Raw genomic sequence first — 20,295 nt, 5'->3', positions numbered from 1 at the left:
TCAGTGGCCTTCGGGCTTGAGCAGGGGGAAGAGAATGGTCTCGCGGATCCCGGCGCCAGTGAAGAGCATGACCAGGCGGTCGATGCCCAGGCCGATGCCGCCCATGGGAGGCGCGCCGTATTCAAGGGCTCGGAGGAAGTCCTCGTCCAGCTGCATGGCCTCGACGTCACCGGCGGCGGCGTGCCTGGACTGTTCGGTGAGGCGTTCGCGCTGGATGACCGGGTCGATGAGCTCAGAGAAGGCGGTGCCGCGCTCCATGCCGCCGATGATCAGGTCCCAGGCCTCGATCAGGCGGCCGTCCTCGCGGTGCGGGCGGGCCAGCGGCTGGGCAGAGGGCGGGTAGTCGTAGACAAATGTGGGGTTCAGCAGAGTGGGTTCCACGATTTCGCCGAAGAGTTCCACCGCCAGCTTCTCGGCGTCCCACTTGGGGTCCACCTTGACGTCGTGCTTCTCCGCCACCACCCGCAGTTCTTCGAGGGTGGTGTCGGGGGTGATCTCCTGGCCCACTGCTTCGGAAAGCCCTGGATACACGGACACCCAGGCCCAGTCGCCGTCGAGGTTGATCTCCCCTGCCTCGGTCTGCAGCGTACGTCCGGCCCCCACGGCGTCCGCGGCGTCCAGGATGATCTCCTTGATCCGCTCAGCCATAACGAACTGGTCCGCCCACGCCTCGTAGCACTCAAGCGTGGTGAACTCCGGGCTGTGGGTCGAGTCCACACCCTCGTTGCGGAACACGCGGCCCATGTCGTAGACGCGGTCGATGCCGCCCACCACGGCGCGCTTGAGGTACAGCTCGGTGGCAATGCGCAGCGTCATCTTCTGGTCGAACGCGTTCATGTGCGTTTCGAACGGGCGGGCCAGGGCGCCGCCGTGGACCAGCTGGAGGATGGGCGTCTCCACCTCGACGTAGGCGTGGCGGAACAGGGTCTCGCGGATGGAGCGGGTGATGGCGGCGCGGGTGTAGACCATTTCGCGGGCCTCGTCGCGGACCATCAGGTCCACGTAGCGCTGGCGGACGCGGGTTTCCTCGTTGAGTTCGGCGTGCAGCACCGGCAGCGGGCGCAGCGCCTTGGAGGCCATGGACCAGGACTCGGCCATGACGGAGAGTTCACCGCGGCGGGACGAGATGACTTCACCCTTGATGAAGACGTGGTCGCCCAAGTCAACCAGGGCCTTCCAGTCCGCGAGCGCCTCTTCGCCCACGTTCGCCAGGCTGAGCATGGCCTGCAGCCGGGTGCCCTTGCCGTCGGTGCCGCCTTCCTGCAGCGTGGCGAAGCACAGCTTGCCCGTGTTCCGGACGAACACCACGCGGCCGGTGACGCCCACGACGTCGCCGGTGGTCTCGTCGGCCTGCAGGTGCGCGTACTTTTCGCGGATCTCGCTGAGCGAATGCGTGCGCCCAACACCCACCGGGTACGCCTCCGCCCCGCGTTCGATCAGCTTGGCGCGCTTGTCCATGCGGATGCGCATCTGTTCGCTGGCGTCGAGCGGTTCTGGGGCGTTCTTGGGGGCGGGGGGTGTTTTGGGAAGTCACAGTCATCAAGTTTACCGGGACTTCCCGGATCGGAGTTCGGGCCCCCGCACCTTGGAGTTTTTGTCCGGATATTCGGACTTCCGGGGCCATTTGGGCGCGATATCTGTACAGAAACTCCGGAGGTGGTGGGGCATAGACTCGGGCTGTGGAGACCTGGACAGTTGAGACGGACGACGACGGCAGCCGGCTTGAGGTGCACTCCTTCAGGCCGGCGGCACTCACCCGTGCCGACGGCGGCAGCCCCGCCGGCAACTCCGCCGGCAGCACCTCCGCAATAGGTGACCCGGCCCCGGTGACGGCGCCCGGCGTCGTCGTTATCCACGGAACACTGGTGACCGCCGCGCTGTACCGGCCGTTCGCCCGCAATCTGAGCCTCCTGCTGAGCCGGCCGGTGCACTGCTACAACCGCCGCGGCCGCGCCGGTTCCGCGCCGCAGCCGGACGACTATTCCGTCGCGACCGAGATCCGGGACCTCGCCGCCGTCATGAAGGCGACGGGGTCGGAGGATGTGGTGGCGCACAGCTTCGGCGGTTTCGTGGCCCTTCAGGCGGCGCGTGGCATGCCGCTGCGCCGGCTCGTCACGTACGACGCCGCGGTGTCCCTTTCCGGCAACCTGAACCACCGCTGGCGGCCGGAACTGGAGCAGGCTGTGACGGAGGGGCAGCTTAACCATGCCTGGGCGCATCTGGTGCAGGGCCTGGCCACGGCCGGGCCTTTGTCCTACCTGCCCCTCGGCGCGCTGCGGATGCTGAGCATCATGTCGGCCCGGACCAACGTCGGCGCCGAAATGCGGGAGCTGCTGCCGACGGCCGTCAAGGAGATGCGGGCGGTGCTCGACGCCGACGCGGAGCTCGCGGATTACACGGAACTGACCACGCCCACGCTGATGCTCAGCGGCGGCTGGAGCCCGGGATACTTCGCCGAGACCGGCCGGCAGCTGGCGTCCGCCGTGCCGGCGATCGACTTCGCGGTGGTTCCGGGCCCAGCTGCACGAAGGGCCGATCCGGCCGGGCAAGCGCCTGGCCATCCGGATGGCGCGCTTCCTGAACGGTACCGACGGAAGCGTCCGGCCACTGAGCAGGAAGGGCCGGCGCAGGTAGCCGCTGGCTGTCAGCAGGGGCCCGCCTCCGATAGGCTCGGAGCATGACTCGCGAGATCATCAGCACACCCGACGGCGGCAAGCTCGAGCTGTTCAGCACGGGCGCTGAGTTGGCCACGGCCGGTTCCGGCGTGGTTGTGGTTACGGCCTCCATGGTGACGGCGGCGGACTACACCCGCTTCGCGCAGAAGCTCAGCGCCTCCCTCGGCCGGCCGGTGCACACATTCAACCGCCGCGGCCGGGGCGCCTCCTCCGAACAGGCCGGGGACTACACCCTGGACGTCGATATCCGCGACCTCGACACCGTCATGAAGCACACGGCCAGCACCGACGTCTTCGGCCACAGCTTCGGCGGTGCCGTGGCCATCCACGCGGCGCGGACCCTCCCGGTGGAACGGCTCGCCGTTTACGATCCCGCGGTCTCCGTCAACCACAGCGTCACGGCCGACTGGACCACCGAATACGAACGGGCGACGGCGGCCGGGGACGACGACCGTGCCCTCGCGGTGCTGCTCCGCGGGCTCGAGGCCGAGAGCGCCTTCTCCTCCCGCATGCCGCTGTCCATGATGACCCTCGCCAACAAGCTCACGGCGGGAACGTCGGTGGGCAAGCAGATGCGCGAAATGATGCGCACCGGTGTCCGCGAGATCAAGGCGATCATCGCGGCGGACATGCCGGCCGAACCCTTCCTGGCGCTGCCGCTGGAGACGCTCATCATCGTGGGCGAGAAGAGCCCGGCCTACTTCGGCGTGGCCTGCGGCCAGATCCACGACGTCCTCTCCGGCTCCAGCTACACCATCCTGCCCGGCTTCGGACATGACGGCGCCAACCGCGCCCCGGACAAGCTCATCACCGAGCTCAGCGAGTTCTTCGCCGGCTGAATCGCGCCGAAACCACAGCGCGAACGTACACTTGAGCCCCACTTTCCGGGGCTTAAGTGTACGTTCGCGCTTCGGTGGCGGGCTTAAGTGTTCGGTCGCGCCCTAGTGGGCCGCGGGCGCGCCTTCGGCGCCAGCCGTCTTCCGCATCATGGTGGAGAGTACGACGGCGGCAACGGCTATGACGGTTGCCGTCAGGAACGCGGCATTCATGCCCGCAACGAGGCCGGAGCCCGCGGAAACGAAGGCGAAGATGGACACGAGCAGTGCCGTGCCCGCCGCGCCGGCCACCTGCTGCAGGGTGCTCATGATGGCCGAGCCGTGCGAGTACAGGTGCGGCGGCAGCGGGTTCAGGCCGGTGGTGAAGGCCGGCGTGAAGAGCAGCGCGAGCCCGAAACTGAGCCCGACGTGCAAGGTGACGATCCACCAGACCGGAGTGCCGGCGTCGAGCATTGCAAACTGCCAGAGTGTCAGGACCATGAGCGAGGATCCGGTGACCGTCAGCGGCAGGGGGCCGACCTTGTCGAACAGGCGGCCGATCACCGGGCCGAGCAGGCCCATGGCGAGGCCTCCGGGCAGCAGGGCCAGGCCGGTCTCAAGCGACTGCAGCCCGCGGATTTCCTGCAGGTACAGCGGCAGCAGGATCACGGCGCCGAACAGGGCCACCATGGACACCACCATCAGCAGCACGGACAGCGTGAACATCCGGAAGTTGAAAGCGCGCAGGTCCAGCAGCGGGGACTCGGACTTCTGCAGCCGGAGCTGGCGGAACGTGAACGCGGCAAGGCCGGCCACACCAACAACCAGCGCCACCACGGCCAGCATGCTCGGGCCGCTGCCGCCGCCGTGGCCGCCGCCGATCTGGCTGAGGCCGTAGACGAGGCCGCCGAACGCGGGAACGGTCAGGACCACGGAGAGGAAGTCGAGCCTGGACTTTTCGGTCTCGCCGACGTTGGTGAGGAACCTGGCGCCAATTGCCAGAGCCGCCAGGGCAATGGGCAGGACAAAGATGAACATGAAGCGCCAGGAGAAGTGCTGCAGGATGAAACCGGAAACCGTGGGTCCCATGGCCGGTGCAACAGAAATGGCAATGCTGACGTTGCCCATCACGGCGCCGCGGCGGGCCAGCGGGACCAGCGTGAGGATGGTGGTCATCAGCAGCGGAAGCATGATGGCAGTGCCGCCCGCCTGGATGATCCGCGCCAGCAGGAGGATTTCAAAGCCGGGCGCCGCGGCCGCGAGCGCCGTACCGCCGGCGAACAGGCCCATCGCCAGGAGGAACGAAGCCCGCGTCGACAGCCGCTGGAGGATGAAGCCGGTGGTCGGAATCACCACGGCCATGGTCAGCATGAACCCGGTGGAGAGCCACTGGACGGTGGGGGCATCCACGCGCAGGTCCACCATGAGCCGCTGCAGGGCAACGTTCATGATGGTTTCGTTCAGGATCACCACGAAGGTGGCCACCAGCAGCGTGGCAATCACCGTCACGGACTCGCGGGACATCCTGTCCGACGGCGGCGCTGCGGCAGGGGATGCCGGCGCGCCGGCCGGGGCTACGACGGGAGCGGCCGGCTCCCGGGCAGGTTCGCCAGACGAATTGGACGTGACTTTGGTAGACATGGCGAGGCCCTCAGGGAGTTGGAGTGGTGGCAGGCGGTCAGCGCCGCTGCAGACTCCAACAGTGTAGTGGCCCCGCCCATTCCCAGTACACCGCCCGTTCCCCGCACAGTGGGTCCAAGCCGCCGGGCAAGTTACTCGGTTAGGAACTGAGCGGCACGTTGTCGATCAGCCGCACGGCGCCCACCTTCGCGGCAACCATAGCCAGCCCTTCACCGCGGAAGGGTGTCTCGTGGCAGTTCTCGGCGAGCGGCTCCAGTGTGACGGGATCCACGACGTCGAGGTAGTCGAGCCGGACCAGGGGCTGGGACTCGATCAGGGCTCTGGCCGAGCCCACATCAAGGGGCTCGTTGGCGTTCGCCCGCTCCTCAATGAGGTGCAGCGCGCGGGACAGGACCAGCGCTGCTTCCCGTTCCTCATCCGAGAGGAAGCGGTTCCGGCTGGACAGTGCCAGCCCGTCGGCGGCCCGGGCGGTTGGCACCGCTACGATATCCACGGGAAAGTTCAGGTCCGCCACCATCCGGCGCACCAGGACCAGCTGCTGCGCATCCTTCTGGCCAAAATAGGCGCGGTAGGCCGGCAATCCGCCGCCGGAGCCGGCCACGAAGGCGCTGCCGCCGGGAAGTCCTGTGCCGGGGATGCCCAGGTGCAGCAGCTTGGCCACCACGGTGAGCGCACCGTCGAAATGCCCGGGCCGGGAGGCGCCTTCCCACTTCTCCCCCAGCGGACCGGAGGTGATCCTCACCATCGGCTGGCCGCCCGGGTACATCTCCTCAACCGACGGCGCGAAGACCAGGTCCACGCCCTGCTCCTCGAGCAGCGCCATGTCCGCCTCGAGCGTCCGCGGATACCGGTCCAGGTCCTGTGCCTCGCCGAACTGCAGCGGGTTCACAAAGATGGAGGCCACCACAACGTCGTTCTGTTCAACGGCAGCCCGCGCCAGCCGTCCGTGGCCCGCATGCAGGGCGCCCATGGTGGGCACGAGGCCCAACGACGAGCCGTTCTTTTGCGTCAGCAGCAGCCGGCTCTGTGCACGGAGGGAGTCCGCCGTCGTTACGAGTCGGATTGCCATGTCAGTGTCCTCCCTTGGCCCTGCGGCCGTTTTCATGCACGGCCGTCACGGCCCTATGCCGGGCCGTCGTCATCGGTGCCCTCGAGTGCGATACGAATATTGTCCGCCTGATCCGGCTTCAGCAAACCCCGCCCTTCAGCGCGCCTGGCGGTGGCCCGTGCCATGGCGAGATACGCGGCGAGGACGTCCCCGCCGGTCCCGCCGTCGTGCTCGCGCAGCGCACGGGCGTGCGCTTCCACCGTGCCGGCGTCCCCCCGCGCCACCGGGCCGGTCAGCGCCGTCTCGCCGGAGGCAAGCGCGTTCTCCAGCGTTGCCCGCAGCAGCGGCCCGAGCATGCGGTCCGGGGCCTCAACGCCCACCTCCGCGAGCAGCTGCGAGGCCTGCGCCACGAGCGTGACCATGTGGTTCGAACCGTGCGCCAGGGCCGCGTGGTAGATGGTGCGGTCGCCCTCGGCAATGACCACCGGCTCGGCCCCCATTTCGACGACGAGGGCCTGGGCGATGGGGAGCATGGCGGCGTCCGCTGTGACACCGAACGTGCAGTCCAGCAGGCGGGTCAGGTCCAGGCTCATGCCGGTGAAGGTCATGGCCGGGTGCAGCGCCAGCGGCACGGCACCGGCCGCCCGGACCGAATGCAGCACACCGACGCCGAACCGGCCCGACGTGTGCGCCACGAGCTGACCGGGCTGCCAGGCGCCGAGCTTGGCCAGCCCTTCCACGAGTCCGCCGAGGGCATCATCAGGAACGGCCAGGAGCACCAGTTCCGCGCGTTCCACGATGTCCTGGATCTCCAAAACGGGAACGCCGGGCAACAGGGTTTCGGCCCGCTCCCGGCTCGCGTCGGAGACGGCGGAAACCCCGACGACGGCGTGCTCGGCTGCGCGGAGCGCCGCACCCAGGACGGCGCCCACTTTGCCGGCACCGATGATTCCGACGCCGAGGCGTCCTGGCTTAGCCACGTTGCTGGCCTTCCTGTTGGGATGCTGGGGTTGGATGGGAGTCCGGGGTTTCGACGGGCTCAACCAGCGGAGTCGGTGTCGGGACGGGCTCAACCAGCAGGACGGGCTCAACCAGCCCGGCCGGGGCCACCTGGGCCAGCCACTGTTCGCTCGTCTGGCGCCGGCGGGCAGCGCGGGCGCGTGCTGCCTGGGCGTCGAAGAGCGCCTGCGCCTCCCGGATGTCCGCCTGGATCACCCGCGGCGCCACCGGACCCGCGGTGGTGTGCAGCACGAGATCGGCCAGGCCAAACCGGCGGGCGAGGGGTCCCTGCTGCAGCGCAATCGACTGCGTCCGCTGGTGCGGCACCACCACAAGCTGCCGCCACCAGCGGCCCGACCGCATGAGCAGCGCGGTGTCCGTGGCCGCGAAGGCGTTGCGCCTCCATCCCAGCGGCGCCAGCAGCCGAGCCCGGCGCGGCGTGGTGACAAATCCGGCGTCGGAATCCAGCCCGTTCACACCCTGGTGGAATACGCGCAGCGGATCGGCAGTTCCCGGATCAGGCAGCACAAGGGCCAGCATGTTCAGGACGTCGTCCATCTTTCCCACCGGCAGCAGCGTGGTGCGGGAGCCGCCCTCGCCGTTGTTCGCTCCGGCCCCGTACCCGGCGGCGTTGACCTGCATCCGGTACCAGCCGAAGAGGCGCCACAGCGGCGGCTGGGCCACCCTGAGCGCCTGGATCCGGCCCGGCGGCAGGGTCTGCGCCTGCGTGTCGAGCAGCCCGTACCGGAGCCGGATGCCGTCCCGGGAGATGGCCGCCGTGAAGTTGTAGCCCTTGCTGAACGAGTTCCAGTACGCCGCAATGAGGCCGAGTGCCGCGGGAATCAGGTACAGGAAAAAGGCCCTGTTTTCGGTGAGCGCGGACAGCATCACGGATGCCGCGGCGCCCAGGACCACAAAGACGCTCTGCTCGCTGAGCAGGAGCGAACCGACCAGGCGCGACGGCGGGACCTGCAGTACCTGCTGCTCCGGCGCCTCGGGAGCGGCTGCTTCGGGGTGCTCGGGATCCAGCCGGACTCCCGACGCGCGGGCGAGGATGGTAGCGCGCAGCTGCCGGGCGTCGTCGATGCGCAGGTATGCCAGCCGGACGGCGGATTCGCCGGCGTCGGCAACTTCGAACTTGAGTTCCGCGAGGCCGAAGATCCTGGCGAGCAGCGGCTGGACGATGTCGATGGCCTGGACGCGGTCCAGCCGTGCCTGCCGCTGCTGCTTGAACAGGAAGCCCGTGTTGACCCGGACGTAGCCCTCCGCCACCTGGTACCGGGTGAAGTACCAGGACAGGATGAAGCCCAGCACGGCCAGGACCAGCATCAATGCCCCGCCGCCCAGGAGCCACGGGGCGCGGCCGGCGATGCGGTCATCGATCAGCGGCTGGCCCTGGAGCATCCGTTCAAAGCTGTCACGCCCGAAGAAGTAGCCGATGGCCGCCAGCGCAACCCAGCCGCGTACGAACGGTGTGGCCGGGTGCACTCGCAGCCACTCGCCGTCGGGCTTGGAAGCGAGGCCGCCGGCGCTCACAGCCCGGCCAGCCTGGCTTCGCCGCGCGCCGAGAGCTGTTCCCTGAGCCGGGCGCCTTCCTCGGCGGGAAGTCCGGGAATGCCGGCGTTGGTTCCGGCGGACGCCGTGTGCAGCTTCAGGGTGCACAGCCCCAGCCCACGTTCCACCGGGCCGGCGCTGATGTCCACGTACTGCATGCGGCCGTACGGCACCACCATGACGCGCTGGAAGAAGATGCCGCCGCGGATGAGGAGGTCGTCGTCGCGTTCGGCGTAGCCGATGGCACGCACCTGCCGCGGGATCAGGACCAGGCGCCACAGGGCCAGCAGCAGCATGAAAGCCGGAATGCCGATGGCCAGCCACAGCGGCGGCCACCGCCACCAGCCGAGCCGGACGAACACCAGCGGAAGGCTCAGCACGGCCACCATGACCAGGTTGCCGAGGGCCCACTCCACAAGCCGGACCGTGACGTACTTCGGGGACACACGCAGCCAGGTGATCCCGGGCGGATCAATCGCCGCGGTAGGCATACTCGCCTTCTCCCTTGGCCTTGCCCCGGCCGTGGCCCGGCAGGCCTTCGCTGGCGTCAGTCTCGCCGTCCTCCGGCGGGATCTTGCAGAAACGTTCGACGACGAGCCCCACCACGATCATGACCAGCCCGCCGCCGGCCATCCCGAGGGCGAGCCAGGTGACGTCCAGCCCGCTGCGGATGCTCCAGAACCGCAGCTGGTCCAGGAAGATCCCGGCGTGCCAGCCCAGCAGCATCGCGCCGGTGTAGGCGCAGGCCTGGGCGAGGACCAGCGTCCACGCCGCCAGGATGGGGTTCAGCATTTTCTTCTTCTTGCCGTTCCGCCAGCGAAGCACGCGGATGCCCAGCACCAGGGTCAGCACCACAATCACGCCCATGGTGACCAGGGCCGTGGCCGGAAGGACCGGCGTGGCCATGCCGTAACGGACGGTCAGGACGGCAGCGGACCAGCCGGCGATGGCCAGGGCAATGCCCACGACTGCGAGCAGCAGCGGACTCATGGGCTTCACGGCTGTTCCACCGCCCCGCCATCGGGCACGCCGTCGAAGTCCCCGAAACCGTCGAACGGCTTCAGGTCCGGGAAGTCGGCAGCCCTGACGGCAAGCTCCCCCACCGGCTGCCCGTTAAGGGTGGCGGAGGGGTCCATTTGGGCCCAGGGGAAGAGCACGAAGGCCCGCACTGCCGCAAACGGGTGGGGCAGGGTGAGTACGGGATCATCACTTTTTAGCTCACCGTAAACGATCACGTCGACATCGAGCGTCCGCGGACCCCAGTGGACCTCACGCACGCGGTGGTGCTTGTTCTCCACCGACTGGCAGTGCTTGAGAAGCTCGAGCGGCTCCAGCGACGTTTCAACCGAAATCACCATGTTGAGGAAGTCCGGCTGCCCGGCGGGGCCACCGACGGCCTTGGTCTGCACTATCGGTGAGACGGCCAGGAGCCGCACTTCGGGGCGGTCCACAAGGTCGGCAACCGCTTCGGACAGCGTCTCGTTCCGTGCCCCAAGGTTGCTGCCCAGCGCCAGCACCGCCCGGGTGTAGGCGGTCCTGGCCGGTGCCGGCTGATCGTGCGCGGGCTTCTCATGCGCGGGCTTCTCATGCAGTGCGGGTGCCGGAGTCATGTCCGCTCCCGGTAGACGCTGACGGCGACGTCGCCGAAGGGAACCTCGATGGGCGCCTTCGGTTTGTGCACCGTGATCTCCACGGCCTGGATCCTGAATTCCTTGAGCAGGCCCTCGGCCATGCGCACAGCCAATCCCTCAATCAGGTTCAGGGGCTCGCCGGTGATCCAGTCGGTGATCCGTCCGGCCACCTCGCCGTAGTGGGCGGTGTCGCGGACGTCGTCCGACTCCGCTGCCTGGCTGAAATCCAGGTGCAGCACGGCGTCCACAACAAACGGCTGGCCTTCGCGGCGCTCAAAATCGAACACCCCGTGGTAGCCGGTGGCGGTGACACCGGTCAGCGAGATCCTGTCCATGGCTGTTTTGCTAGGCCTTCCTGGTCAGCGGCCGTGGTCCGGGGCCGCCATGTGGGCGGCCACTTTGACGGCGTCAAGGCTGGGTCCGACGTCGTGCACGCGCACGGCCCAGGCGCCGCGGGCGGCGCTGATGGCGGTGATGGCGGCCGTGGCGGCGTCGCGCTCTTCCGGGAGCGCTGCCTTGCCGGCGACCGTCAGGAGCGTGCCAAGGAAGCGTTTGCGGGACGCGCCCACCAGCACTTTGTGGCCCATGGCGTCGAGCCGGTCCAGGTTCCGCAGCAGTTCCCAGTTCTGCACGTCCGTCTTCGAGAACCCAATGCCCGGGTCCACGATGATCTGCTCGGGCAGGACGCCGGCCGCATACAGCTTGTCGCGGACGCCGTTCAGTTCGGAGACGACGTCGTTCGCGACGTCGTCGTACTCCGTCAGGGAGGTCATGGTCTTGGCATCGCCGCGGCGGTGGGTCAGGACATACGGCACCTTGGTCTTCGCCACTAGCTCGGCCATGCCGGGTTCGATGGTGAGGCCGGAGATGTCGTTGATGATCGCTGCGCCGGCATTTAGCGCGGCTTCGGCGGTGGAGACGTGGGTGGTGTCGATGCTGACCAGCGCGCCGGCCTTCACGAGGGCTTCGATGACAGGCAACACCCGCCGCTGCTCTTCCTCCGGGCTGACTTCCTCGGCGCCGGGGCGGGTGGATTCGCCGCCGACGTCGATGATGTCGGCCCCGGCGTAGAACATCCGCAGGCCGGCGGCAATGGCGGTGTCGGCCGTCGCGTGCTTGCCGCCGTCGCTGAAGGAATCGGGGGTGACGTTGAGGATGCCCATGACGAGCGTGCGGTCGGTGGGCAGGTCGTCGAACTTGGCTGCCGGCCGCGGTTTGCGCAGGATGGGCAGCGGTGATGTTGCGGGGCCGGTTCCAGGTGCTGCAGCTAGGGAATCCATAGTCTGTTTTTTACCTTCCGAGTATGAGGCTCATGGCTTCGGCGCGGGTGGCCGGGTCATGAAGTTGCCCGCGAACCGCGCTTGTGACGGTTTTGGCTCCGGGCTTGCGGATGCCGCGCATGGACATGCACATGTGTTCGCATTCCACCACCACGATGGCTCCGCGCGGCTTGAGGAAAGTGACCAGTGCTTCAACGATCTGCGTGGTGAGGCGCTCCTGCACCTGCGGGCGGCGGGCGTAGATGTCCACCAGGCGTGCCAGCTTGCTAAGGCCGGTCACCCTGCCGTCGTGCGAGGGGATGTACCCCACATGCGCGACGCCGTGGAACGGCACCAGGTGGTGCTCGCAGGTGGAGTAGAACGGGATGTCCTTCACCAGCACGAGTTCCTCGTGGTCGAGGTCGAAGGTGGTGCCGAGCACGCTGCCCGGATCCTGGTGCAGGCCGGCAAACACCTCGGCATAGGCTTTGGCCACACGCTTGGGTGTGTCCTGCAGCCCGCCGCGGTCCGGGTCCTCGCCTATGGCCAGCAGGATTTCCCGCACAGCTGCTTCAATCCGGGGCTTGTCCACCTTGTGGTGGCGGCCCGATCCGCCCACCGCCGAATGGTCGGCGGTGGGGGTGATGTCGTCGTCGTCGAAGTGAGTCACACCAAAGAGCTTAGCCGCGGTGGCCGTCTGGTCCCGATTCCGTTACTCCGCCCTGGAAGGAGGCATCCTCCGGAACTCCCTGGGGGTGCGGCGGAATAGCGTCCAGTGGTTCCTCGAGGCGCGCTTCTTTGGCTTCTTCCTGGGCCTCGCGTTCGGCGCGCTCCTGACGGGACTCCACCGGACCGGCAGTCTGCACCGGGCGGGTTTCCTTGGACAGCCATACCTCGCGGAAGTCGCGCTTGCGGATGTCGCGGAAGATGTCGGCGATTTCCGACTGGTTCAGCGTTTCCCGTTCAAGGAGTTCCAGGGCCAGCCGGTCCAGGACGTCCCGGTTTTCGGTGAGGATGGCGTAGGCCTCGTCGTGGGCCTGGTCAATCAGGCGGCGGACCTCCTCATCCACGATGTAGGCGATCTGGTCGGAGTAGTTCCGCTCGTGGCTGGCATCCCGGCCGAGGAACGGCTCGCCGCCGCCCTGGCCCAGGCGGACCGCACCCACGCGCTCGCTCATACCGTACTGGGTGACCATCTGACGGGCGGTGGCGGTGGCCTTTTCGATGTCGTTCGAGGCGCCTGTGGACGGATCGTGGAAGACGATCTCCTCGGCAACGCGGCCGCCCATGGCGTAGGCCATCTGGTCCAGCAGCTCGTTGCGGGTCACGGAGTACTTGTCGTTCTCCGGGACCACCATGGTGTAGCCCAGGGCGCGGCCGCGGGGCAGGATGGTGATCTTGGTGACCGGGGCGGAGTTACGCAGCGCCGCGGCAACCAGGGCGTGCCCGCCCTCGTGGTAGGCCGTGATCTTGCGCTCGTGCTCCTTCATGACGCGGCTGCGCTTCTGCGGGCCGGCCATGACGCGGTCAATGGCTTCGTCCAGTGCGCGGTCGTCGATCAGGTTGGCGTTGGAGCGGGCTGTCAGCAGCGCGGCCTCGTTGAGCACGTTGGCCAGGTCGGCACCCGTGTAGCCGGGGGTCTTCTTGGCGACGGCCTTGAGGTCCACGCCCTGCGCGATCGGCTTACCCTTGGCGTGGACCTGGAGGATCTGGTCGCGACCGATCAGGTCCGGGGCTTCCACGGAAACCTGGCGGTCGAAGCGGCCTGGGCGCAGCAGCGCCGGGTCCAGCACGTCGGGCCGGTTGGTGGCCGCGATCAGGATCACGTTGGTCTTGACGTCGAAGCCGTCCATTTCAACCAGGAGCTGGTTAAGGGTCTGCTCGCGTTCGTCGTTGCCGCCGCCGATGCCGGCACCGCGGTGGCGGCCGACGGCGTCGATTTCGTCGACGAAGATGATGGCCGGCGCGTTGGACTTGGCCTGTTCGAAGAGGTCACGGACACGGGAGGCGCCCACACCGACGAACATTTCCACGAAGTCGGAGCCCGAGATGGAGAAGAACGGGACGCCGGCCTCGCCTGCGACGGCGCGCGCCAGAAGGGTTTTGCCGGTGCCCGGAGGGCCATAGAGCAGCACGCCCTTGGGGATTTTGGCCCCGACGGCCTGGAACTTGGCAGGCTCTGCAAGGAATTCCTTGATTTCCTGCAGTTCCTCGACGGCTTCGTCTGCGCCGGCGACGTCTGCGAAGGTCACCTGGGGCATGTCCTTGCTGACCATCTTGGCCTTGGATTTGCCGAATTGCATCACCTTGGAGCCGCCGCCCTGCATGCGGGAGAGCAGGAACCAGAACAGGACGCCGAGCAGCAGCACAGGCACCAGCAGCGAGAAGAGCCCCGAGAGCCAGTTACTCTCGATCGGCTGGTCCGTGTAGCCCTTGGAGGGGTTGGCAGCAGTCACGGCCTTGACGACGTCCGGGCCGCGGTCATTGACGAAGAAGAACTGGACGTTCTTGCCCTTGTCCTGGCCGTCGATGACGAGGTTGTCTTTCAGCACCAGGTCGACGCGGTTTTCGCCGTCGAAGATCTTGGCCTGTTCCACCTTGCCGCTCTGGGCGAGAAGCTCGAGGCCCGGCTGCGTGTCGATGCGCGTCGAGCCGCCCGGAGCCAACGTTGCAAAGGCCAGCAGGAGCATGCCGACCACAACAATGATCCAAATGCCCGGGCCCTTGAAGAAACTCTTAGCTTTCATCTGTTCGGGGGCTGGCCCCGTCCCTCCTGGTAGTGCTGCACGGCGCGAGGACTGCGCGCGTGTGGTGCTGCGTCGTTTCTAGCTATACACCGTCAGGACTAATTCACGCACGGTGTAATACAAAAGTTCCCTCAGGGCGTAGTGGCTGGTGGGAGCGCGAACTGGTCCTCGTTGGGCCCGCGGCGGCATTTCTGCACCACTCTCAGGCGGCCCAGGAACAGCCCGCGCGAATTTGCGGCCCGCGGCCATGTGCCGGTCCTCCGAAACGGTGCAGAAATGCCGGCATCGGTTGTCCACATAGGCCTTTATCCACAAATGAAGGCGGCCCCCTGCCAGAATGCAACCCGGCGGGGCCACGCTGGACGGCATGCAGCCCACGGAGTTCCTCTCGCGGCACGGCGGCGCGGCCAGGCTGGCCCACCTCCGCCGGGCGGGATTCAGCCGAAGCCAGATCGGTCAGGCGGTGAACTCCGGGCTGTTGCTCAATGCCCGGCACGGGGTCTACCAGCTGCCTCAAGCGAACTGTGATTTCGTGCGGGCCTACGAAGCCAATGCCGCGGTCACCTGCGTGTCGGCGGCCAGCCACTACTCCCTCTGGACGCTCAAGGCTCCCGTCGAACCGCATCTCGCAGCCTGCCACCGCCGGCTGCCCCGCGGCGTCCGCTCCCACAGGTTCAGCGGAAATATCTCGACCCTGCAGCCGCCCGTGCTCCCGCTGAAGGATGTCCTCATCCACGCGCTCCAATGCCTGCCCGAACTGGAGTCCCTGGTGATGGTGGAATGTGCCTACAACCGCGGCGAGATCGACCTCGATTTCCTGCGCCGGCTGCTCCGCGGAGCCCGCAACGGCCGGGCGCGTGCGGTGCTCGACCTCGTGGAACGCGGGTCGGATTCCCTGCTGGAAACAGTGGCGCGGGTACTGTTCCGGCGGCACGGTTTCGATGTGCGCACCCAGGTCTACCTGGCGGGAATCGGCTATGTGGATTTCCTGCTCAACGGATGCTTGATTGTGGAGATCGATGGCGTGGGCTTCCATCTCAACAAGCCCCAGTTCAAGAAGGACATCCGGCGGAACAACGTTGGAGCCGCCACTGGCTATAGGGTGCTGCGCTACCTCTATGAGGACGTGCTGCACAGGCCGGATGACATGCTGGAGCAAATCCGGCTGGCCCTTGCCACGCCCCCGCGGACAGCCCGTTAGCATTCTTGCTGGCCGGCGGCACCGTCCTGCCGCGGCGTGCTTTTCTGCTCCGCTTCAGATGGGATTAAGCGGGACGCGCCGCCGCCGGGCCCGTGTTTCCAGGGTCCGACGGCGGCGCATTCACCGAAAGCGGTGCAGAAATGCGGGGCCGATCCGGCAGGGGCGCCTACTCGTAGACGTGCGGGGCCAGGGTGCCCACGAAGTCCAGGTTGCGGTACTTCTCGGCGTAGTCCAGGCCGTAGCCCACCACGAACTCGTTCGGGATGTCATAGCCGACATACTTGACGTCGATCTCCACCTTCGCGGCGGTCGGCTTGCGGAAGGCGGTGCAGATTTCCACCGAGGCGGTGCCGCGGGATTCGAGGTTGGTCTTCAGCCAGGACAGGGTGAGGCCGGAGTCGATGATGTCCTCGACGATGAGCACGTCCTTGCCCATCAGGTCCGTGTCGAGGTCCTTGAGGATTCGCACCACGCCCGAGGACTGCGTGCCGGAGCCGTAGGAGGAGACTGCCATCCAGTCCATGGAGATGTGGCTGTGCAGTGCACGCGCAAGGTCAGCCATGACCATGACCGCACCCTTGAGCACGCCCACGATGAGGATTTCACGGCCTTCGTAGTCCTTGTCGATCTGCGCCGCGAGCTCGGTGATGCGCTGCTGGATCTGTTCCTTGGTGTAGAGAACGTGCTTGAGGTCTGCCTGGACGTCGGATGAATCCACCAATTGCTCCTGTGTAGATGCGGGTGCGACTATTTGCGGGACGGTTTATGAAGCCGGAATACAAGCTTCCCACAGCGGGCGGCCTCGCGGGGAACGCCTTCCGTCCCGCTCAGCCCCTGGGCACGCTCCCGGTCCTGCAGCTCGGCAAGCGAGAGGCGGTACACGCTTACCCCGCCGGGCAGTTCCACCGGACCGGCCGAGCCCTTCCGCCGCAGCAGTGCTTCCGCCGCCAAAAGGCGCTGGAAGCTGGGCTGTTGACCGCCGACGCCGGCAGCCGCCTTCGCGATCACACGGAACCTGATGGCCGGGGCAAGCTCAGTCAGGGCAGCCTCCGGGAGGCTGGTGTCCGGACCGTCGCGCTCGGCGAGCGACTCGTAGGTGCTGTTGGCCACGTCCTCCAGATAATCGGCATCCAGCTGCAGGATGGCGGCGGTGCGCGCGAGGGACTCGGCAACACCCGGACCGAGTTTTTCCTCCAGCACCGGCATGACCTCCACCCTGGTCCGCGAACGTGCGAAGGCAGGATCGGCGTTGCTGGGGTCGTGCCAGGGATCGAGTTCCTCTGCACGGCAGATCTCCAGGGTGTCTACCCTGCGCAGGCCCAGGAACGGCCGGAGCAGCTTGCCCCGGGCAGGGCGCATCCCGGCGAGGGACCGCGTGCCTGAGCCGCGGGCCAGGCCCAGCAGCACCTGCTCGGCCTGGTCATCGAGTGTGTGCCCCAGGAGGATGGCGCCGGCTTCCCACTCCCTTGCCGCCGCCTCGAGTGCGGCATGGCGCGCATCGCGGGCTGCAGCTTCCGGCCCGAAACCGGTGGAGGCGACATCGACAGTGCGGATCTGCACCGGGTCCAGGCCCAGGTCCCGGAGGGTCTCAGCGGTTCTCGCCGCAACATCAGCGGATCCGGGCTGCAGCTGGTGGTCCACAACCACGGCGCCCACGGTGACGGGACGGCCGTCCACGTGGCCGCGGCGCGCAAAGTAGGCGGCCACAGCTGCCAGGGCCAGGGAGTCCGGGCCGCCGCTGCAGGCCACCAGGACGCGTTCGGGATAGCCGGCTTCGGCCAGCGTATTCTGCAGCATTTTCCGTGCTGTGCCGAGGACCGGCGCCAGTCGGCCAGGCCGCCGTCTTCCGCTGGGGACAGGCCCGCTGGGAACCGGTCCGCTGGCAATAGGCCCGCCGCGGACAGAGCCGCCTGGAGTGTTGGGGAGGTGCTGCACGAAAACCTAGAAACCCATCCTGTCGAGCCAGATCCTGGCGTTGTGGATTTCCTCTTCGGTGGGCAGGTTCGCCGGAGCCTCCCAGACGCGGTTGAAGCCGTCCATCCCGGCCACATCCACCACGGCGCGGACAAACTTGGCGCCGTCGCTGTACTGCTTCATCTTGGCGTCCAGGCCCAGCAGGCTGCGGATGAACTTCTCGATGACACCTCTGTCCTTGCCGCGGGCGTTGAACCGCTGCCGGATGGTCTTCACGGAGGGGACGATGCTGGCGTCCACGGCATCCATCACCACGTTGGCGTGGCCTTCGAGCAGGCTCATGACCGCCGTCAGGTGGGACAGTGAGGCCTTCTCCTCGGGATCCTGCAGGAGATCGAGGATGGCGCCGCGGCCGGGAGTGGAACCGGAGGCGGCACGGTCCTTGAGCGAGCGTGCGGCCGCCGAGGCACGTTCCATCAGGGAGTCCACGTTGCCCAGCAGGTGCCCGCTGAGGTTGTCGATCTCGTTCAGCATGTGGTGCCGGAGCCACGGTGCCGCAGCGAACTGCACCCGGTGCGTCTGCTCGTGCAGGCACACCCAAAGCCGGAAATCCGTGGGGTCCACATTCAGCTCGCGCTCGACGGCGATGATGTTGGGCGCGACAAGCAGCAGGCGGCCGCCCGACGGCGCCTGCGACCCTTCGGCGAGCGCGGCAAAGGGATCATACTGGCCCAGCACCTTGCTGGAGAGGAACGCGAGCACGGCGCCGAGCTGGCTGCCGGTGATGGCGCCGCTGACCGTGGCGGCTCCGGGGCTGACGGTGCCGCGGCGGTTCTCCAGCATCTTTTCGATGGCGGGCTTCAGCATCACCGCGAAGCTCTGCGTGTTGGCCTTCGCCCACGAGGCACGGTCCACAACGAGGACGGACGAGTCACGGAGGTCCCGCGCGGCTTCCAGCCCGGTGATCTGGTGGACGTGCGAAACGGAGGCATCTGCCAGCTCCCGCAGCTGGGAGACGGCGTCCCCGATCTCGGCGGCGGTCAGCGACGGCCCGGGCGGAGCCAGCCGTGCTGCTGTGGACGCGGCAAGGTCCCAGTTGATGAGGGCCTGGGCAGGGGCGGATGACTGGCTTGCAGTGGACTCCATACGCTCCATCAGAACATACGTGCCTTGCAGCGCGCCTTAAGTTCGCTGACCGGCGAACCGGCACTCCGCTGCACCGGAGGCATAAGACACGCCTAACTGCAGCCGCAGCCGGCCAGCGCCGTGGCCGCTGTGTCCAGGGCCGGCTTGTTGCCGTCGGCTCCCGGCGCCAGGCCGTTGCCTATGAAGGAGAACACCAGGAGCCTGCCGTCGGCGTCCACCACGTACCCGCTAAGTGCGATGACAGTGTTCAGGGTTCCCGTTTTGGCCCGTACCAGGCCAGCGCCCTCGGCCGTGGACTCGTCGATGTATCTGTCGCCGAGCGTGCCCGTCAGCCCCGCCACGGGGAACCCCGCCAGCGCAGCCCTGAGCCGGGTGTCCTTGCCGTTGGTGATGGCGCGAACCACCTCAGAGAACTGGCGGGCGGAAACCTGGTTGGCCAGGGCCAGTCCGGACACATCCGCGGCGAACATCCCGTCCGTGGGGATTCCCAGCCCGGAGAGCTGTTCAAGAACGGCGGCCCTGGCCGTCTCGTTCGTCCCGGGCTGGCCGCCCGCCACAGCTGTCATGCGGCCAAGGGTTTCGGCGAGGTAGTTATCCGAGGTCTGGAGCATGAGGTCCACCTGCTGGCTGACCGTCGCGGACCGCACCTCGGCGAGGACTTTGGCGTCGGCCGCCGGCTTTCCGTCAAGACGTACGACGGCGGGTGCCACCGTGAGGCCAGTGGCGGCACCTGCCGCCTTGAGCCCGGCAGCGAATGCCTCGCCCGAGGCGATGGCGGAGTCCTGGGGCCGGGGAGCCGTGGTGTCTGCGGGATCAAACCGCGCCGAGTTCAGGGCCAGCGGAAACAGCGGGGCCATCTCGCCGGCCGCAACGTCATCCGGGCTCCAGGCCGGATTCAGCGCCGGACCGGTGAAAAGGGAATCATCCACAAGCACCTGGACCTGCCCCTTGAAGCCGGCTTTCCGCAGTGACTCCACAGTCTGCTTGGCCAGCGTGGCAAGCCCGGCATGGCCAAGGACCTTGGATTCGGCGGAGTAGCCGGCGCCGAGCAGGACGTCGCCGCCGCCCACCAGCACGACGGACCTGGTTGCAGCCGCCGGGGCTGCTCCCGGAGTTGCTCCCGGCGTTTCGGTCGCCGGCCCGGCGAGGACCCTGATGCTGAAACGTTCCTCGGGGCCGATCCCCCGCAGCGCGGCCACGGCGGTGAGGAGCTTCATGTTGGAGGCCGGAATCCTGCTGGCGGCACCTTCGCGGTCATACAGGACCTTGCCGCTGGCGGCGTCCTGGACCACGGCTGTGAAGGAGCCGCCGCCGTCGGTCTTGAGGACGGGGTCGAGCCGGGCCGCCACCTTGGCGGGAACCGGCACCGGTGCGGCGTTGCTGAGCGGATCGATGCCCTGCGGGACGGACAGTCGTTCCGGGACCAGTTGCCAGGCCGGGGTCTGGGCGGGTTCGGCAGTGGACCGGGCCGGTCCGGTCAGCGCGGGGGCAATGAGCATCCCGGAGGGAAGGGCCAGCGCCAGGAGGAGCACTGTGAGCAGGACGGTGGGCCAGCTCCGGATCATGCTGGAAAGCCTGCCGCGGCCACTCGCCGTGCTCCTGGTGCCGCTCATGCTGCTGGTCCTCAAAGTCCTGAAATTACCCCATTAGTTCCTGAAACCTGGG

19 protein-coding genes are annotated in these 20,295 nt (G+C 67.7%); 3 read left to right on the top strand and 16 right to left on the bottom strand.

Annotation, left to right across the window (positions count from 1 at the left end):
• A complete protein-coding gene (gene lysS / locus QF036_RS03005) occupies positions 1-1,470 on the bottom strand; it encodes a lysine--tRNA ligase (RefSeq protein WP_307099111.1) in 1,470 nt (489 codons plus the stop codon).
• 209 nt (positions 1,471-1,679) lie between these two features.
• On the opposite strand from lysS, the gene QF036_RS03000 reads away from it, so the two are divergent.
• On the top strand, positions 1,680-2,681 hold the full coding sequence (locus tag QF036_RS03000) for an alpha/beta fold hydrolase (RefSeq protein WP_307099109.1): 1,002 nt from the start codon (positions 1,680-1,682) through the stop codon (positions 2,679-2,681).
• A complete protein-coding gene (locus tag QF036_RS02995; RefSeq protein WP_307099107.1) occupies positions 2,678-3,514 on the top strand; it encodes an alpha/beta fold hydrolase in 837 nt (278 codons plus the stop codon). The genes QF036_RS03000 and QF036_RS02995 overlap by 4 nt, the downstream gene beginning before the upstream one ends.
• Before the next feature lie 102 nt (positions 3,515-3,616).
• Here the strand turns inward: QF036_RS02995 and QF036_RS02990 are convergent, their stop codons facing one another.
• From QF036_RS02990 to ftsH, 11 genes are all read right to left on the bottom strand, one after another.
• Positions 3,617-5,131, bottom strand: a complete 1,515-nt coding sequence (locus tag QF036_RS02990; protein ID WP_307099105.1) for an MDR family MFS transporter — start codon at positions 5,129-5,131, stop codon at positions 3,617-3,619.
• A gap of 139 nt (positions 5,132-5,270) precedes the next feature.
• Complete coding sequence (locus QF036_RS02985) at positions 5,271-6,200, bottom strand: 4-phosphopantoate--beta-alanine ligase (protein WP_307099102.1); 930 nt, start codon at positions 6,198-6,200, stop codon at positions 5,271-5,273.
• A 53-nt stretch (positions 6,201-6,253) separates the two neighbouring features.
• Positions 6,254-7,159: a Rossmann-like and DUF2520 domain-containing protein gene (locus QF036_RS02980; protein WP_307099101.1), complete on the bottom strand. Its 906-nt coding sequence runs from the start codon at positions 7,157-7,159 to the stop codon at positions 6,254-6,256.
• Positions 7,152-8,714, bottom strand: a complete 1,563-nt coding sequence (locus QF036_RS02975; RefSeq protein ID WP_307099099.1) for a PH domain-containing protein — start codon at positions 8,712-8,714, stop codon at positions 7,152-7,154. Before QF036_RS02975 ends, QF036_RS02980 begins: the two co-directional genes overlap by 8 nt.
• Entirely contained in the window at positions 8,711-9,223 is a 513-nt protein-coding gene (locus QF036_RS02970) for a PH domain-containing protein (protein ID WP_003799739.1), read from the bottom strand. Before QF036_RS02970 ends, QF036_RS02975 begins: the two co-directional genes overlap by 4 nt.
• On the bottom strand, positions 9,204-9,731 hold the full coding sequence (locus tag QF036_RS02965; RefSeq protein WP_307099095.1) for a DUF3180 domain-containing protein: 528 nt from the start codon (positions 9,729-9,731) through the stop codon (positions 9,204-9,206). Before QF036_RS02965 ends, QF036_RS02970 begins: the two co-directional genes overlap by 20 nt.
• The gene (gene folK, locus QF036_RS02960) at positions 9,728-10,342 is read right to left on the bottom strand and encodes a 2-amino-4-hydroxy-6-hydroxymethyldihydropteridine diphosphokinase (RefSeq protein ID WP_307099094.1); all 615 of its coding nucleotides are present in this window, start codon (positions 10,340-10,342) and stop codon (positions 9,728-9,730) included. The genes QF036_RS02965 and folK overlap by 4 nt, the downstream gene beginning before the upstream one ends.
• Positions 10,339-10,698: a dihydroneopterin aldolase gene (folB, locus tag QF036_RS02955; RefSeq protein WP_003799734.1), complete on the bottom strand. Its 360-nt coding sequence runs from the start codon at positions 10,696-10,698 to the stop codon at positions 10,339-10,341. Before folB ends, folK begins: the two co-directional genes overlap by 4 nt.
• A 24-nt stretch (positions 10,699-10,722) precedes the next feature.
• Positions 10,723-11,643: a dihydropteroate synthase gene (gene folP, locus QF036_RS02950; RefSeq protein WP_307099092.1), complete on the bottom strand. Its 921-nt coding sequence runs from the start codon at positions 11,641-11,643 to the stop codon at positions 10,723-10,725.
• A 10-nt stretch (positions 11,644-11,653) separates the two neighbouring features.
• Positions 11,654-12,292 carry a GTP cyclohydrolase I FolE gene (folE, locus tag QF036_RS02945; protein ID WP_307099090.1) on the bottom strand — a complete coding sequence of 213 codons (639 nt, stop codon included), beginning with the start codon at positions 12,290-12,292 and terminating at the stop codon, positions 11,654-11,656.
• A 10-nt stretch (positions 12,293-12,302) separates the two neighbouring features.
• A complete protein-coding gene (ftsH, locus tag QF036_RS02940; protein WP_307099087.1) occupies positions 12,303-14,369 on the bottom strand; it encodes an ATP-dependent zinc metalloprotease FtsH in 2,067 nt (688 codons plus the stop codon).
• A 337-nt stretch (positions 14,370-14,706) separates the two neighbouring features.
• Between ftsH and QF036_RS02935 the strand changes: the two genes are divergently transcribed.
• The gene (locus tag QF036_RS02935) at positions 14,707-15,570 is read left to right on the top strand and encodes a type IV toxin-antitoxin system AbiEi family antitoxin domain-containing protein (protein ID WP_307099085.1); all 864 of its coding nucleotides are present in this window, start codon (positions 14,707-14,709) and stop codon (positions 15,568-15,570) included.
• 166 nt (positions 15,571-15,736) lie between these two features.
• Here QF036_RS02935 and hpt read toward each other — a convergent pair whose 3' ends face one another.
• The 4 genes from hpt to dacB form a co-directional block, all read right to left on the bottom strand.
• Positions 15,737-16,288, bottom strand: coding sequence for a hypoxanthine phosphoribosyltransferase (hpt, locus tag QF036_RS02930; RefSeq protein ID WP_003799723.1), 552 nt, complete (start codon positions 16,286-16,288; stop codon positions 15,737-15,739).
• 29 nt (positions 16,289-16,317) lie between these two features.
• Positions 16,318-17,367 carry a tRNA lysidine(34) synthetase TilS gene (gene tilS / locus QF036_RS02925; protein WP_307099083.1) on the bottom strand — a complete coding sequence of 350 codons (1,050 nt, stop codon included), beginning with the start codon at positions 17,365-17,367 and terminating at the stop codon, positions 16,318-16,320.
• Between the two features lie 144 nt (positions 17,368-17,511).
• Positions 17,512-18,630 (bottom strand): zinc-dependent metalloprotease, encoded by a 1,119-nt coding sequence (locus QF036_RS02920; RefSeq protein ID WP_307099081.1) that lies wholly within the window; start codon positions 18,628-18,630, stop codon positions 17,512-17,514.
• 92 nt (positions 18,631-18,722) lie between these two features.
• The gene (gene dacB / locus QF036_RS02915) at positions 18,723-20,243 is read right to left on the bottom strand and encodes a D-alanyl-D-alanine carboxypeptidase/D-alanyl-D-alanine endopeptidase (RefSeq protein ID WP_307099080.1); all 1,521 of its coding nucleotides are present in this window, start codon (positions 20,241-20,243) and stop codon (positions 18,723-18,725) included.
• Positions 20,244-20,295: the final 52 nt, after the last annotated feature.

Source organism: Arthrobacter globiformis, assembly GCF_030817195.1.
Taxonomy (GTDB): Bacteria; Actinomycetota; Actinomycetes; order Actinomycetales; family Micrococcaceae; genus Arthrobacter; species Arthrobacter globiformis_D.
The sequence above is the reverse complement of the archived record's forward strand: the minus strand, read 5'-3'. Positions and strand labels throughout refer to the sequence as shown.